This window comes from Paenibacillus sp. FSL W8-0186 (genome assembly GCF_037969765.1).
GTDB classification, from domain to species: domain Bacteria; phylum Bacillota; class Bacilli; order Paenibacillales; family Paenibacillaceae; genus Fontibacillus; species Fontibacillus woosongensis.
Genome location: NZ_CP150207.1, coordinates 1,685,484 through 1,700,409 on the forward strand (window position 1 = coordinate 1,685,484; position 14,926 = coordinate 1,700,409).

General features: G+C 55.6%; 14 protein-coding genes and 1 riboswitch. Of the genes, 12 read left to right on the forward strand and 2 right to left on the reverse strand.

Annotated features, from left to right (window positions below):
- Window positions 1-11: 11 nt before the first annotated feature.
- Together MKX50_RS07270 and MKX50_RS07275 are read right to left on the reverse strand one after the other, a co-directional pair.
- Entirely contained in the window at window positions 12-1,010 is a 999-nt protein-coding gene (locus MKX50_RS07270; RefSeq protein WP_339160038.1) for a DMT family transporter, read from the reverse strand.
- 21 nt (window positions 1,011-1,031) lie between these two features.
- Entirely contained in the window at window positions 1,032-2,036 is a 1,005-nt protein-coding gene (locus MKX50_RS07275; protein ID WP_339158980.1) for a lipoate--protein ligase, read from the reverse strand.
- A 241-nt stretch (window positions 2,037-2,277) separates the two neighbouring features.
- Between MKX50_RS07275 and cobD the strand changes: the two genes are divergently transcribed.
- The 12 genes from cobD to cobS all read left to right on the forward strand — a co-directional run bounded on the left by cobD (window position 2,278) and on the right by cobS (window position 14,874).
- Window positions 2,278-3,393 (forward strand): threonine-phosphate decarboxylase CobD, encoded by a 1,116-nt coding sequence (gene cobD, locus MKX50_RS07280; protein WP_339158982.1) that lies wholly within the window; start codon window positions 2,278-2,280, stop codon window positions 3,391-3,393.
- Complete coding sequence (locus MKX50_RS07285) at window positions 3,390-4,331, forward strand: adenosylcobinamide amidohydrolase (RefSeq protein WP_339158984.1); 942 nt, start codon at window positions 3,390-3,392, stop codon at window positions 4,329-4,331. The genes cobD and MKX50_RS07285 overlap by 4 nt, the downstream gene beginning before the upstream one ends.
- Window positions 4,328-5,290 (forward strand): adenosylcobinamide-phosphate synthase CbiB, encoded by a 963-nt coding sequence (gene cbiB, locus MKX50_RS07290; protein WP_339158986.1) that lies wholly within the window; start codon window positions 4,328-4,330, stop codon window positions 5,288-5,290. Before MKX50_RS07285 ends, cbiB begins: the two co-directional genes overlap by 4 nt.
- 54 nt (window positions 5,291-5,344) lie before the next feature.
- Entirely contained in the window at window positions 5,345-5,980 is a 636-nt protein-coding gene (locus MKX50_RS07295) for a histidine phosphatase family protein (RefSeq protein ID WP_213589149.1), read from the forward strand.
- A 94-nt stretch (window positions 5,981-6,074) separates the two neighbouring features.
- Window positions 6,075-7,040 carry an MsnO8 family LLM class oxidoreductase gene (locus tag MKX50_RS07300; protein WP_339158988.1) on the forward strand — a complete coding sequence of 322 codons (966 nt, stop codon included), beginning with the start codon at window positions 6,075-6,077 and terminating at the stop codon, window positions 7,038-7,040.
- Window positions 7,041-7,120: 80 nt separating this feature from the next.
- Window positions 7,121-8,077, forward strand: a complete 957-nt coding sequence (locus tag MKX50_RS07305; RefSeq protein ID WP_339158990.1) for an RNA methyltransferase — start codon at window positions 7,121-7,123, stop codon at window positions 8,075-8,077.
- A 73-nt stretch (window positions 8,078-8,150) separates the two neighbouring features.
- A riboswitch (cobalamin riboswitch) is annotated at window positions 8,151-8,410 on the forward strand.
- Between the two features lie 199 nt (window positions 8,411-8,609).
- Window positions 8,610-9,623 (forward strand): cobalamin-binding protein, encoded by a 1,014-nt coding sequence (locus MKX50_RS07310; protein WP_339158992.1) that lies wholly within the window; start codon window positions 8,610-8,612, stop codon window positions 9,621-9,623.
- The gene (locus tag MKX50_RS07315; RefSeq protein WP_213589146.1) at window positions 9,620-10,666 is read left to right on the forward strand and encodes an iron ABC transporter permease; all 1,047 of its coding nucleotides are present in this window, start codon (window positions 9,620-9,622) and stop codon (window positions 10,664-10,666) included. The genes MKX50_RS07310 and MKX50_RS07315 overlap by 4 nt, the downstream gene beginning before the upstream one ends.
- Complete coding sequence (locus MKX50_RS07320) at window positions 10,663-11,448, forward strand: ABC transporter ATP-binding protein (RefSeq protein ID WP_339158995.1); 786 nt, start codon at window positions 10,663-10,665, stop codon at window positions 11,446-11,448. Before MKX50_RS07315 ends, MKX50_RS07320 begins: the two co-directional genes overlap by 4 nt.
- A 716-nt stretch (window positions 11,449-12,164) precedes the next feature.
- Window positions 12,165-13,244, forward strand: coding sequence for a nicotinate-nucleotide--dimethylbenzimidazole phosphoribosyltransferase (gene cobT, locus MKX50_RS07325; RefSeq protein ID WP_339158997.1), 1,080 nt, complete (start codon window positions 12,165-12,167; stop codon window positions 13,242-13,244).
- Window positions 13,241-13,831, forward strand: a complete 591-nt coding sequence (cobU, locus tag MKX50_RS07330) for a bifunctional adenosylcobinamide kinase/adenosylcobinamide-phosphate guanylyltransferase (RefSeq protein WP_339158999.1) — start codon at window positions 13,241-13,243, stop codon at window positions 13,829-13,831. Before cobT ends, cobU begins: the two co-directional genes overlap by 4 nt.
- Window positions 13,828-14,874: an adenosylcobinamide-GDP ribazoletransferase gene (gene cobS / locus MKX50_RS07335; protein WP_339159000.1), complete on the forward strand. Its 1,047-nt coding sequence runs from the start codon at window positions 13,828-13,830 to the stop codon at window positions 14,872-14,874. The genes cobU and cobS overlap by 4 nt, the downstream gene beginning before the upstream one ends.
- Window positions 14,875-14,926: the final 52 nt, after the last annotated feature.

Consider the following 14,926-nt stretch of genomic DNA (forward strand, 5'->3'; position numbering starts at 1 on the left):
AGCAACAAACGCTAAGTAGCACTCTTGGTAGGCAACGGGGAAGGGATGCTCTCCTTCTTGCCGCCCTCCTTATTGTCCTCAGACTTCGCAATGCAGGCGCTTTTGCTCCCCTGATTCGGGCTGTGCCCTGCTTTTAATTCGGCCAGGATCATTCCGGTAAAAATAAAGCCGCAGCCCAGAAGGGCAGACCAGCCAAGCTGTTCGCCGGCGAACAGCACGCCCGTAATCGCTGCAAATACCGGTTCCATCGCGAAAATAACAGCAACCCGCACCGGGCTCGTGTAATTTTGACAGACAGTCTGAATCCAAAAGGCAAAGGCGCTGGTCGGGCCGATAGAAACAAGCAGCGCCAGCAGTACTTCAGGCCGCAGCAGCAGTTCCGTCGTTTGCGCTAATGTTCCGACATGCTCGGTCATGAGGGAAGCGGCCAGACTGAACAGCCCGGTCACGCCAAGCTGGACCGTTGCCAGCGGCAGCGCCGGATAACGCGGGGCATAGAGCCCGGTAAAGCCGATATGCAGCGCAAAGGCAAAGGCGCAGAACAGAATCAGGACGTCTCCGCGATTCAGTGAGAAGCTGCCGTTCGTGAACGTTAGCAGGTACAGTCCGGCGGCAGCCAGTATGGCGCTAATCCAGGTGAACACGGACAGTTTGTGCCGAAAAAGAACTACCGACAGGAACGGTACAAGCACCACCGACAAGCCGGTAATGAACCCGGCATTCGAGGTTGTCGTATAGAGCAGACCGACCGTCTGAAAACCGTAGCCCGCGCATAAAAACAATCCCAGCAGCACGCCATGGCCCAGCAAGCGCATATTGAACCGGCGCCAGTCGTTCCGGTAGAACAGCGTCGTAATGATCGCCAGCAGCAGGGAGGCTCCGATGAACCGAATCGCATTGAAGGCGAGCGGCGGGAGTGCCTGCACCGCATTTTGCACGATCAGAAAAGTGCAGCCCCACATCAAGGCGACGAAGAGCAGGCTCAAGTCGGCGATGCGGGAACGCGGCATGTTTATTTTTATCACGATCGGCTACTCTTTCAGAAAGACCAGGCCGACGAAATCATCAAATTCGAGGTTGCCAAAATAGTGCTTAATGTCGATGCCCGCGAGCGCCTGGCGAACAGCTTCTTCCTCATGGCGCACACCGCGCAGCTTGTCCTCGATATCAGCGACATCGCCTACCCCGAAGAAATCGCCGTAAATTTTAATCTCCTGAATATGTCCGTCTTTAATGTCCATGCGCAGATCGATGATGCCGATGGGGAATTTTTTGGAATGCTTCACATTGGACTCCGGAGATAAGCCGAAATTCCAATCCCAATTTTTATAACGTTCCTTGGAAATTTCGTGAATCTTGCTCCAATCGTCCTCGGTCAGGCGATATTGCGGCACCTTGTCCGCATCCATGCCAAAAATATGCCGCAACAGCTCGGCGCGGAATTCCTCGATCGTCATTTTTTGCTCCAAGAAGTCAATGATGTTCGCTACCCGGCTGCGCACGGATTTGGTGCTCTTGGATTTGAATTTCTCCGGGTTTGCATGCAGTGAAGCAGCGACATCGCTCAGATTCAGGTTGAACATCAGCGTGCCGTGGCTGAACATGCGGCCGCGGGTGGAGAATTGGGCGTTGCCGGAAATTTTTTGCTCGCCGACCTGCAGATCATTGCGCCCCGTCATCTCTGCATTAACGCCGAGAGATTGCAGCGCTTCAACGACGGGCTGGGTAAATTTGCGGAAGTTGTGGAAGGATTGTCCGTCATCTTTCGTAATGAAGCTGAAATTCAAATTGCCCAGATCGTGGTACACCGCACCGCCGCCGGACAAACGGCGAACGACCTGGATATTATTCTCTTTGACGTAATCGAGGTTGATCTCCTCGATCGTATTCTGATGCTTGCCGATGATAATCGACGGCGCATTAATGTAGAACAGCAAATAACTGTCATCTTCGAGCGGAAGATGCTTCAGCGCGTACTCCTCGATGGCCAGATTGACCGAGGCGTCTGTGATTCCCTGGTTGTCAATAAACAGCATGACTCTTCCTCCATCCAAATCTATATTTGTAACCTGCAAATTAGAATTATCCTAACGTACATTGTAAACCAATTCAGGCTGAAACCAAAGGGAAAAAGCGGGTGCGGGCATTTTCCATTTATTCCGTGGCAAGGGGTGTCGTCATTGACGGCGCACAGGAATTCGCCTCATAATGAGGGCATCGAACTTGGGGCGAGAAGCAGTGAAGACGAAAGAAATGCATAAATACATAAACGGTTTTGTGGAAAAGAGGAATGGCAATATGCTGGAAGTGTACGGACATGGAGGAGATGTAGAGTCGGCAGCACTGCGATACGGCTTTGAGCCGGAGCAATTCACCGACTTTAGCGCAAATATTAACCCGCTCGGGCCGCCGCCGGGCATGCTGGAGGCGCTGCAGGCCGCGCTGCCTGAAATTATTCGGTACCCCGATCCGGGCCATCGGGCGCTGCTCGCCTTATTGGCTGAACGCCACGGGGTTCGGCAGGAGGCCGTTTGCGTAGGCAACGGCGCGGCGGAAATCATGGCTCTTATCTTATTGGCGCTGGCGCCAGGCAAAGTCGGCGTCGTACAGCCCTGCTTCTCGGAATACGAAACGCTGTCCCGGCAGTTCGGGGCGGAGGTACAGGCAGTTTACGGCACCGCAGAGCGGGCCTATCGCGCCGAGCCCGGGCAAATCGTGAAACTGATCGCGGCCAGCGACCTCGTGTTCCTCGGCCAGCCGAACAACCCGAACGGGGTGCAATATGATGTGGAGCAATTACGGCAGTTTGCCGAGGCGGGTGAACGGCATGAGACCTACATCGTGCTGGATGAGGCGTTCATCGACTTCATACCTCCAGAGCGGCGCCAGTCGCTGCTCCCTGAGCTGGAACGGTATCCGCACATCATCATCGTTCGGTCGATGACGAAGTTCTATGCGATTCCGGGGCTGCGGCTCGGCTACGGCATCGCCCACCCGCATATGGCCGCGGCGATGAGAGGCAAGCAGGTGACGTGGAGTGTTAATATTTTAGCGCTGCGGGCAGGAGAGATCAGCCTTCAGGCTGGAGAGGAATATGAAACGGCGACGATCCATGCGATTGCAGCGGAGCGAAAGCATCTTAGTGGTGAGCTTGAGCGCTTAGGCTGTGAGGTGACGCCGGGAGAAGCCAACTATTTACTACTAGGGCTTCCGGGGCCGTGGACGGCTGAAGCGATGCAGGAGGCGCTAGGCCAGCGCGGCGTACTCGTGCGAAGCTGCGCGATGTATCCGGGGCTTGACGCCTGCCATATCCGCGTCGCCGTGAAGGATCGGGCGGCCAATGCTGTGCTGATCCGGGAGATGGAGCAAGTGATAGGAGGAGGAGAGGGATGACAACCCCTTTTTTGCATGTGCAGGCGGAACAAGCGGTGAAGGCTGGCGGAGCCAGAGACACTGGCAAGGCTAGTAAGGCTAGTAAGGCTAGTAAGGCTAGTGAGGCCGATGGGATTTATGAGGCCGTTGAAGTTAGCGAGACCATTGAAATGAATAAAGCTAATCGTACTGGCTTAGCCGGTCAGGCGAAACCCGCCGAAGTGAATGAAACCCGCCAAATGGGCGAAGCGGATCAAGTTGACCAAACGGTCTACCACTCGAAAATATGGCCGGGACTGAAGCTGTATCGGAAGGAGCGGCATATTTTGCTGGAAGCGCCAGAGCCAATGGACAGCTTGGGCAGCGCGGTATACGGCGGCGGAATGCATTTGCTCCAGCGCTATGTGAATATATACGTGGATCGGTTCTATCACTGTGAAGACCCGGTGCGGGATATCCGGAATTTGCTAGGCGAATGGGGATATCCCGAGCAGGGAACGGCCGGGCTGCTTACGGCAGTGCAGCTGAAGCATGCGGCGGTCGCCGAGGAGCAGGGCGCCGACTTCGGCGTGCTGTGCTGCGCGACGGCGGGCGTGTCCAACGCGGCCCGGGCTGGCGTGCCGCGGGCGACGTTCCCCGCTTCGTGGACGCCGGGGACGATCAACATTATGCTCGTCGTCGACGGCAGAATGACCCCCGCGGCCATGGTGAACGCCGTCATCACGGCGACGGAGGCCAAGGCGGCCGCGCTGAGTGATCTCGGCGTGCGCGACGCCGAGAACGGCCTGACCGCAACCGGCACGACGACGGACGCGGTCATGCTGGGCGTCAGCCAGCGGGCCGAATGGCCGCTGCTGCACGCCTACGCGGGAACCGCGACCGATCTGGGCGGCACGATTGGCCGCCTGGTGTACGACGCGGTTCGCGAATCTTTGGCTGCGGCCGGAGGGCCGAAGTGACGGCCGCGTGGTGGGTGCTGCCGGTCGCGTATGCGCTTGACCGGCTGCTTGGCGATCCGCGCTGGCTTCCCCATCCCGTCGTCGGGATGGGGAAGGCGATCGCCGCGATCGAGGCGGCCATTCGCCGCCTGGTGCAGCCCCACGCCTACCGGGCCGCGGGGCTGCTGCTGCCGCTGCTTGTTGCGGGCGGCAGCTTTGCCCTGACCTGGGCCGTGCTGCGCTTGCTGGCCCAGGTCAGCCCGTGGCTCGCCACGCTGGCGGAAGCCGCGCTGATTGCCACGACCATCGCGGCCAAGGGGCTGCAGGCTGCCGGCATGGAGGTGTGCGGCCATTTGCGCCGCGGAGATATGCCGGCAGCGCGGCGCGCACTCGGCATGATCGTCGGGCGCGACACCGCACTTCTCCCGGAGCCGGAAGTGGCGCGCGGCGCGGTGGAGACGGTCGCCGAGAATATCGTCGACGCTGTCGTCTCGCCGCTCTTCTTCGCGCTGCTGGGCGGGGCTCCGCTGGCGATGGCTTACCGCGCCGTCAACACCCTCGATTCGATGGTCGGCTACAAAAATGAGAAATACATCGATCTCGGCTGGGCGTCGGCCCGGCTTGACGATATCGCGAATTATATTCCCGCGCGCCTTACGGCCCTGTTGTTAATTGCCGCTGCCTGGCTGCTGCGCTTCAATGCCAAAGGGGCTGCAGCCATCGTGCGGCGCGATGCTTCCTCTCATCCAAGCCCGAACAGCGGGTACCCCGAATCAGCCGTCGCCGGAGCGCTTGGCGTTCGCCTGGGCGGGGAGAATTCCTATCATGGCGTGGTGTCTTTTCGCGCGTATATGGGGGACAAGACCCGTGAGCTGGAGGCGGAGGACATTCCAAAAACGGGCCGAATGCTGTTTGCAGTTTCAGATATGTTCGTGCTGCTGGGAACAGTAGCGGGGCTGGCGTTAACGGGCGGATTTTAGTTCCCGATCAATAGGTAAAGGCTGTTACTGGGATGTTACTGGGAGGCGGGATGATTGAAGAAGCAAAGGAGTTACGCAGCTGAGCTCTGGCTGGTCCGCCATGGCCGTACTAGCTGGAATAGGGAGCGGCGCTATCAGGGGCATTCGAATGTTGCTCTATTGGATGATGAAGCGTCTGGACTGGAGGGTCTGGAGAAGGAGCTTGAGGGCGTTTCTTTCTCTTCGGTATATTGCAGCGATCTGCTGCGCTGCCGCCAGACCCTGGAGAGAGTCAGGCCAGATCTTGCCGGGAAGGCTGTATACGACTCGCGTCTGCGGGAGATGAACTTTGGGCAATGGGAAGGGCAGACGTATGAAATGCTCAAGGATAACCTGGTTTATCGCGCCTGGATTGATGATCCGGTATCGGTAAATCCACCCGGCGGGGAAACGTGGGACCATTTTCACCGGCGGGTAAGAAGTATCTATGAGGAGTGGGTCAACCTGGCGCAACGTAACCCATGCCCAGATCATAATATGGAGCAGCGGATTCTTGCTGTCACTCATGGGGGCGTCGTCTCGCTCGCAGCCTCATTGCAGCGTCCTGGAACGGGATTTTGGGATACGGCTGTCGAAGCTGGAGGCGTACTTCGGCTTGGAATCGGAGAAAGAGCTGCAGGCGGCTTAGCGGCTCAGGAGTATTATGATTAATCACGCCCCAACAGCACAAGGCGAGGTCTTGTGCTGGAGAAAATAAATCAAAGCTCATTATTATGCATCAATACCGACAAAGGAAGTGATGGGCATGCCAGAAACAAGAACGGGAACATCCGTGCAACTGGCGGTTAGTGTGCTAGATCTGGTTCCCCGGTTGCCCGGGAATTCGGATGAAGAGGCGTTAAGACAAGCTGTGTCTTTGGCGCAGCATGCCGAAAAATGGGGCTACACCCGGTATTGGACGGCTGAGCATCACGATATGCCCGGGCTGGCCTGTACTTCGCCAGAGGTGCTGCTGGCCCATGTCGGAGCAAAGACAGAACGGATTCGCCTCGGTTCGGGGGCCGTTCTGCTGCCCCACTACAGCCCGCTGAAAGTAGCGGAGTGGTTCCGGCTGCTGGCTGCATTATATCCGGGCAGGATAGATTTGGGACTGGGACGTGCTCCGGGCGGAGAAGCCCACACTGTCATGGCTCTTAGCGGCAATTTTTTAGCACGGGTTGCTGAGCTGCCGAAGACGATTGCTTCATTGCTGGAGCTGCTCCAGGACGTTTACGAGTATGAGGGGCATGCCGTAACCGCACGGCCCCAGCCGCAAATCGGACCAGCGGTCTGGATGCTCGGAACGAACAAGAAAAGCGCGGAATACGCGGCCAAATTTGGAACGGGTTATGTTTTTGGGCAGTTTATGAGCGAGCGTGACGGCGTAGACATACTGGCTGCCTATCGGGCGGATTTTACGCCCTCTGCGCTGCAAAGTGCGCCAAAGACGCTGCTGGCCGTTAGCGTAATTTGCGCAGGGACGGAGAGTGAAGCTGCCCATTGGGTCCAGGTGCTCGCTGAGACGGCGAGACAAACGGGGCGGGGTTCGTTCCGAAGCATAAGCGGTACGCCGCATAGCGTGCATAAGCAGCTTAAAGATATGCAGCTCGAATACGCCAATGAAGAATTTCTGATCGTTTGCCCTATTCCTGACTATGCGGCAAGGCTGGAATGCTACAGACTGCTGGCCGAGGCACTACGGGGGTTGGCGGTGTTTGACGGTGCGGAATAATGACCCGTATATCGCTGTAAAGGAAACTTGATCCCGTGCAGACGTGCAGAGGTGAGTTCAAGGTTAGGAGCGAGATTTATATGTATAAAGAAAACAGCTGCGGTTACATTTACACTTACGCCTGCCATGAGAATGAGCGGCGGCTATGCGAAATGGAGCTTACGGCTTTATTTGGACATTCGCCGAATACGGAAGGGTACATCGCAACGGACAAACGGATGGATCCGAGCCGCAGTCCATTTATTTCATACCGGATAGATATCCTGCTAACTGGCGGCGATCCGGGCAGCGTGACTTTGCAAGCGGCTGAGCTTGATCTTCAGGGTGCAACTTTTAAAGTCGTATGCATAAAGCGGGGCGGCATGCTTGCATTTAGCTATGAGGAGCAGCGCGAGCTCGAGCGGCAGATCGGCAGTCGTATTCGAGGTAAAGCGGATATGCGCACTCCCGAGGTGACGTTCGGCCTAATGCTCATTGACGGGAACTGGCTGCTTGGAATATGCCATGCGGCAGAGTCCGTTTGGCTGCGCCATAAAAGCAAACCGCGCAATTATTCCACAGGACTGAGCACGGCTGTCGCCAGGGCTTTGGTGAACATCGCGGTGCCCGAGCCGTACGCCGTCAAGGCCATCGACCCTTGCTGCGGAATGGGGAATGTGCTGATCGAGGCGTTATCAATGGGGATCGATATCGTAGGCCGGGATATTAACCCGTTGGCAGTCCGGGGAGCGAGAATCAATTTGTGCCATTTCGGATACGGCGATGATCGGGTCAGCCTGGGCGATCTGAATGAAATAGGCGAGCTATATGATGCGGCTATCGTGGACATGCCGTACAATTTATGCTCCGTGCTGTCACCCGTGGAGCGCGGCGAAATGCTGCGCAGCATAAGACGGTTTAGCCAGAGGACTGTCATCGTTTCCACGGAGCAGCTGGAGAAGGAGATAGTTGACGCCGGTTTTCGAATTCACGATTACGGAACGGTCAGCAAAAGTTCTTTTGTCAGACATATTTGGGTTTGCGGAGCTAATCGGTAAGGGATGAATGATTGTCATCTGTGCGGTTTTCCCCTATAATCCAATACAGACGAAGATGTATGAATGCCTATTGCCAAATGGAAAAACCGTAGGTCCCAAGGCGGCGCTTGTCCGCAAGCTTCCGCCACGGGTTAATAGGGAAGCCGGTGCAATTCCGGCACGGTCCCGCCACTGTAAACAGGGATGAAGCTCATTGTATGCCACTGTCATTCGTTAAACCCGCACTCTGCCTTACTTTGAAGGTACTTGCAGGAAAGGGACATGCGAAGATGGGAAGGCGAGCCGAATCGGCAACCTGGAGTCAGGAGACCTGCCTATGGGAATCAAGAGACGGTCCTTCGAGGAAAGGATACGTTCTGCTAAAAGAGTTATGCTGCGGACAAGCTGGGTGGCTTGTACCGTACATGGACTTGCTTGTAGACGTAGCCCGATCCTGAACGGATGGGGTTTTTTCCTGTCTTTTTGCTGTATTTCCATTGAGAACGGGCTTTTCATGTACAAATTATACGCCTTGTAAGGAGAGAGAGATTTCATGAACAAATTTAGAAAGTTCTGGGGCATTTGGCTTTTAGCGATCATGCTCGTCGTGATGGCTGGCTGCGGCAAGGATGCGGCAGGCACGAACACAGGAAATGCTCCAGCTCAGCAGGAACAGAACACTCAAACCGGACAGGGGGAGCAGGGGGATTCTGCGTCTGATGCGCAGCGCACAGTCTATCCGTTGACTGTGAAGGATGTTACTGGCGCGGAATTCACTTTCGAAGCCGCGCCGCAAAGAATCGTTTCGCTGGCTCCATCGGAGACGGAAGGATTATTCGCGCTTGGGCTGGATGAGCAAATCGTAGGTGTATCCGATGTCGACGATTATCCCGAAGCGGTGAAGGACAAGCCGCGTATGGGCGGGTTCCAGGTCAACGTTGAGGCGGTCATCGCTGCCAAGCCTGAACTGGTACTGGCCGGCAATCTGATCGATCCGGCTGCCGTAAAAAGCCTTACCGATCTCGGAATCAAGGTTTATCAATCGAATCCGACCAATCTGGACGAAACGCTGGCGAATATTAGAGCCGTAGGGGAAATTACCGACCGGCAAAAAGAAGCCGAGGAAGTTGTCGCCCAAATGGAGAAAGAACGCGATATGGTCTTGGATGCCGTTAAGTCCTTGACTCCGGATCAGAAAAAGAAAGTCTACATCGAGTTTTCGCCTGGCTGGACCGTTGGGAAAGGCGTGTTTATGGACGAGTTGATTACGCTGGCCGGGGGAGAGAACGTAGCTTCCGATCTGGAAGGCTGGAACGAAATCAATGAAGAGAACATCATTAAGGCCAACCCGGACGCTATTCTGTTTGCCAAAAATGTCGTCGACGAGAACAACAAGACGATTGGAGATATGATTAAAGCACGTGGTGGCTGGGATCAAATTACGGCCGTAAAAGAAGACCGTGTCATCGGCCTGGATGATAACCTGCTCAGCCGTCCTGGACCGCGCGTGACCCAGGGATTGATTGAAATGGCACGGGCCATTTATCCGGAATTGATCCAGCAATGATGAATAAATTGGCGGGATACGGAACGGCGGGTTTGGCACTTCTGGCTGTTACGCTGCTGGTCTGCATCGGCGTTGGTTCCGTTTTTCTGCCGACCGGCCAGATTCTCGGCATTTTGCTTCACCGCCTGCCATGGATCGGCAGTATGATTACGCCGGACTGGGACGTCTCGGCAGAGCAGATCGTTATGCAGGTACGGCTGCCGCGCGTACTGCTCGGCATGCTGGTCGGCGCTTCTTTGGCGGTGGCGGGGGCCGCATTTCAGGGCGTGCTGCGCAATCCGCTGGCAGACCCGTTTACCTTAGGCGTTTCCTCGGGCGCGGCGGTCGGTGCGGCTACGCTGATTTTCTTTGGTTGGCAGTTCTCCTTAATCGGCGTGTTTACGCTTCCGGTTATCGCGTTTATAACAGGGGCAAGCACACTGCTTGTTGTCATGTGGCTGGCCAGGGAAAACGGGAAAATTCCGATCGAAAGCCTTATTTTGTCGGGCGTGGTCATGCAGTCTTTTCTCGGTGCGATCGTTTCTTTTTTGACGGCCATGTCGAAAAAGACGGTGAACGAAATACTATACTGGACGATGGGAAGTCTCAGTTTGCGCGGATGGTCGTATACGATCATCCTTTTCCCTTATCTGGTCATTGGGCTGCTGTTCCTATGGAGCCAGGCCCGCAGCTTAAATCTGCTTGCGCTTGGTGAGCGGCAGGCATCCCATTCCGGGCTGAATGTTGATCGCACGAAGGTCTTGGTTTTACTCGTGGCAACGTTAATGAGTGCGGCGGCTGTATCCGTGTCTGGGGTTATCGGTTTTGTCGGCTTGGTTATTCCCCATATGATACGGCTGATCACGGGACCAGATTATCGGCTGATTATTCCGCTCTCCGCGCTTGGCGGAGGGATATTCATGATGTGGAGCGATTTGGCCGCCCGGACGGTATTGGCCCCAACGGAGATCCCTTTGGGCGTGGTCACGGCCTTCGTCGGCGCTCCGTTCTTTGCTTATCTGCTGTACCGCAATAAGAAGCGGAGAATGGAGGAGCTGCAATGATCGAAGTACAAGGGGTAGAGAAATCCTACGGACGCCAAACAGTGCTCAAGGGGATTGACTGGCAGGTGCAGCGGGGCGACTTCTGGGGAATTATCGGGCCGAATGGCAGCGGAAAGACGACGCTTCTGAACGTGCTGTCAGGCGTAGAGAGTCCTGAGGCGGGGGAGGTAACGCTGGACGGCAGGCCGCTGGCAGCCTACGGACGCAAGGCGCTGTCAAGGAGACTCGCCGTGCTTCAGCAGGACGGCTTGCCGCCGATGGCTTTTCCGGTGCGCCAGGTTCTGGAAATGGGGAGATTCCCTTTTCAAAATTGGCGCGGGAAGGAAGAAGGCAACGGTGCCGAGGCTTTGCTCAATGAAATTGTAAGCCGTCTGGATTTGCAAGGGCTGGAGAACAAGCCGCTGCATGTGCTCAGCGGCGGGCAAAGACAGCGGGTGGCCCTCGGCAAAGTGATGGCGCAGCAGCCGGAGCTTGTGCTGCTGGATGAACCGACGACCTACCTTGACATCCGCTACCAGATGCAGTTCATGGAACTGGTCTCGAGCTGGCAGAGGGCCGAACATTTAACGGTCGTTGCCGTGATGCATGATTTGAATTTGGCAGCCTTGTATTGCGACAAGCTGCTTGCTTTGCGGGATGGCAAAATCGTTGCCATGGGAACGCCAAACGAAATTATTACCCCGGAAATAGTGAAGTCTCTGTTTGAAGTGGATGCTTATTCGGTCATGCATCCGGATCGCGGCGTGCCCCAATTGCTGCTGCGTAGTGAACAGGGGACATGAGTGGGAGAAGCGAGGCGTGAGAAGTTAGGCATGAGTTATGAGTTATGAGTTATGAGTTATGAGTTATGAGTTATGAGGTGTGAGGTATGAGGTATGAGGTATGAGTGTGTGAGTATGTGAGTATGTGAGTATGTGAGTATGTGCTAGTATCTGTGTCCGTACCTGTACCGTACCTGTACCTTTACTTGTAAATGTGCCAGTATCATTGCCAGTATCATTGTCCGTGTCTGCTGTACCAGTGCCAGTACCTGTCTCTTGTGTCCGCTAGGTCGCTGAAAACTACGCAAACAGGTCAAATAGCGCCTTCTGAGTCCGTAAGCGAACCAGCAACCAGCGAGTTTGCAGCAACTTAGGCTACTGGTGCCCTGGCTAGTAGTTTTGCAACTCCCATGCCAGCGTAACGGACACAGGTTCCGCTATTTCACGAAAACCTCGGTTTACGGGCGGCTAACGGACCGTGGTTCCGCTAATATGCACCAATCATGGCTTTTTGCACAGAGTTGGTGCCAATAAGGTCTCCTGTGTCCGTTAGGTCGCTGAAAACAACGCAAACAGGTCAAATAGCGCCTCCTGTGTCCGTTAGCGAACTTGCAACCAACGAACTGCAACCAACGAGCCAGCAACCAACGAGTTTGTAGCGCCTTCTGTGTCCGTAAGCAAAGGTACCGCAAAACTTTCGACATATTGTAGATTAATTTAGAGAAGAGGGCTGATGGATGAGCTATTCCATTTCGGACATCATTGGATTAATTGCGCCGCTGCAAAAGAAAGCGGCAGAGTCAGCGGCAGAGCACCTGGATCGATTGACCAAGCCGCCGGGCAGTCTTGGCAAGCTGGAGGAGCTGGCGGTTCAGCTTGCCGGTATAACCGGGCAGGTTAAACCAAGTTTCTCGCAGCGCGCGATCATTGTGATGGCTGCGGATCACGGGGTTTGCGAGGAAGGGATTAGCGCTTTTCCGGCTGAGGTTACCCCGCAAATGGTGTTGAATTTTTTGTCTGGCGGAGCGGCGATTAATGTATTTGCCCGTCAGGCTTCGGCGGAAGTGTTATGTGTTGATATCGGCGTGAATGCCGAGCTGAGTCATCCGGATCTGTTGGAGCGGAAGGTGAGGATGGGAACGGCCAATATGGCCCTTGGACCGGCAATGAGCCGTGCGGAAGCAGAAGCGGCTGTGTTGGCCGGGGTGGCCGTCGTGAAGGAGGCTGTGAATAAAGGCACAACATTGTTCGTCACCGGTGAAATGGGCATTGGCAATACAACGGCTAGCGCCGCTATCATGAGTGTGCTTACGGGCATTGCTCCAGCCGAATGCGTCGGCCGCGGCACCGGAATTGACGAACGCAAGTTAGAGCATAAAGCATCCGTAGTAGACCGGGCCATTGCGGTAAATCAGCCGGACGCCAATGATCCGGTTGATGTGCTTTCCAAGGTGGGCGGACTGGAGATAGCCGGATTGACTGGGGTTATACTTGGCGCAGCCGCCCATCGGTGCCCGGTCGTTATCGATGGATTTATTTCGAGCATTGCAGCTTTAGTCGCTCAAAGGCTATGCGCGGAGACGGCAAGTTATATGGTGGCTTCCCACCACTCGCAGGAGCCGGGGCATATTCAGGTACTGCGCGAGCTTGGACTTTCCCCGATGCTGGAGCTGAATATGCGGCTCGGTGAAGGAACGGGCGGTGCGCTTGCTTTGCATCTGATTGACGGAGCTTGCCGGATCATGAAGGAAATGGCTACTTTCGAAAGTGCGGGAATCTCTGCGGGTGAAACGGCTGTCGAGGAGGATGCGAAGTGATCGTTATGGTGACTGGCGGCGCCCGGAGCGGGAAGAGCAGCTTTGCCGAACGCTGGTGTATGAAGCACGCATCCAGGTCATACTATATCGCCACTGCTCAGGCTTTCGATGAAGAGATGGAGCAGAGAATTGCTCTGCATCGCGAGGATCGGGCAGCGGCAGGTTATACATGGAGGACGATCGAGGAGCCGCTTCAGCTAAGCAATTTACTCTTTGAGTTGGGAAACGGTCAGCTTGAAGAAGCGAACGCAGAAACTGAAGTCGAAACCTCTCCTGCCGTACTGATCGATTGCCTAACGCTATGGCTGTCCAATATGCTGCTCGCTGTTGGCGAACAGGTTGATGCCGAATCCAGGATGATGAAGGAAATCGATCATCTTCTTGAGGCGATCGCAGGTTACAGGGGCACGCTTGTAATTGTAACTAACGAGGTGGGGAGCGGGATTGTTCCCGCGTATCCGCTGGGCAGGCAGTACCGGGATTTGGCGGGGATTTTGAACCGGCGTGTAGCCGCTATAGCTGATCAGGTATTTCTTGTTACAGCGGGAATTCCGATCGAGCTGAAAAGCAGGGAGTATAAGCTATGAGCAGAGGCAACGAAAGCGAAAAAAACGTTGTGGACGATCCCCGCACGAATAGCGCAAACAGCAACAATAACAGCGTATCCAGCACCAACAGCGTCAATAACCCCATCATCATTAACAGCATTAACAGCATTAACAGCATTAACAGCATTAACAGCACTAACAGCACTAACAGCACTAACAGCACTAACAGCACTAACAGCACTAACAGTCCGGGCTTACCCGATGCCAGTTCCATTAAGGATACCGGCAAGGATTGGCCGCTGGCGGCGGCGTTTCAATTTTTATCGCGGTTTCCTGTGCCGGTTGAGGTGAATTTTACGCCGGGGGTGCTGCGGCGCAGTACCAAATACTATCCGCTGGTCGGCTTCGCTATAGGTGCTGCGCTCGGTCTGGCTGCTGCAGGCTGTGCTTGGGTGCTCCCGCCAATGCCGGCTGCAGTGCTCATCCTCGCTTTATGGATTTGGCTGACCGGGGGGCTGCATCTCGACGGCTGGATGGATTCAGCGGATGCGCTGCTCAGCTACCGGAGCAGGGAGAGAATGCTGGAAATCATGAAGGACAGCCGGGTCGGCGCCATGGGAGTCATCGCTTGCGTGCTGCTGCTTCTGCTGAAAATGTCTCTCCTCTACACGCTGATCGGCTATGGCTTTGCCCAGGTGGGTGCAGCGCTTCTGACGGCAGCGATATGGAGCCGCTGGTTCATGACCTATGCTATGCAGGCATGGCCGACGGCGCGGCAGGGTGAAGGGCTTGCGGGCAATTTTCGCGGGCTGAAGCCGGGCAGTATTGCTGTTTCCACGGCTGCCGCCCTGCTGCTATCCGCCGCTGGATTAACGGCAATAATTTCACTGGAACAGGGAACTGTTCTAGGCTCTCTTGTGCTGTTATACTGTGCTGCTCCTTGCGTTGCTTGGCTCGCAGGCACGCTGGCCGCCAGCAGGATCAGCAAGCGGCTAGGCGGATTAACGGGGGATGTCTACGGCGCTTTGAACGAAGGCATTGAGGCAGCGGTACTGCTAGCAGCGGTGATTTGTCTGGGGTAAAAAACAACAAAGCCGTGGTACCTTGAGTATCACGGCTTTGCTGAGGCAGTAA

What these genes read in the sequence shown, in the direction of transcription:
- cobT (WP_339158997.1), top strand. Translation starts at nt 12,165, where the DNA reads ATGAGCTATTCCATTTCGGACATCATTGGATTAATTGCGCCGCTGCAA.
- MKX50_RS07275 (WP_339158980.1), bottom strand. Translation starts at nt 2,036, where the DNA reads ATGCTGTTTATTGACAACCAGGGAATCACAGACGCCTCGGTCAATCTG.
- MKX50_RS07320 (WP_339158995.1), top strand. Translation starts at nt 10,663, where the DNA reads ATGATCGAAGTACAAGGGGTAGAGAAATCCTACGGACGCCAAACAGTG.
- MKX50_RS07270 (WP_339160038.1), bottom strand. Translation starts at nt 1,010, where the DNA reads ATGCCGCGTTCCCGCATCGCCGACTTGAGCCTGCTCTTCGTCGCCTTG.
- MKX50_RS07285 (WP_339158984.1), top strand. Translation starts at nt 3,390, where the DNA reads ATGACAACCCCTTTTTTGCATGTGCAGGCGGAACAAGCGGTGAAGGCT.
- MKX50_RS07315 (WP_213589146.1), top strand. Translation starts at nt 9,620, where the DNA reads ATGATGAATAAATTGGCGGGATACGGAACGGCGGGTTTGGCACTTCTG.
- MKX50_RS07300 (WP_339158988.1), top strand. Translation starts at nt 6,075, where the DNA reads ATGCCAGAAACAAGAACGGGAACATCCGTGCAACTGGCGGTTAGTGTG.
- cobS (WP_339159000.1), top strand. Translation starts at nt 13,828, where the DNA reads ATGAGCAGAGGCAACGAAAGCGAAAAAAACGTTGTGGACGATCCCCGC.
- MKX50_RS07305 (WP_339158990.1), top strand. Translation starts at nt 7,121, where the DNA reads ATGTATAAAGAAAACAGCTGCGGTTACATTTACACTTACGCCTGCCAT.
- MKX50_RS07310 (WP_339158992.1), top strand. Translation starts at nt 8,610, where the DNA reads ATGAACAAATTTAGAAAGTTCTGGGGCATTTGGCTTTTAGCGATCATG.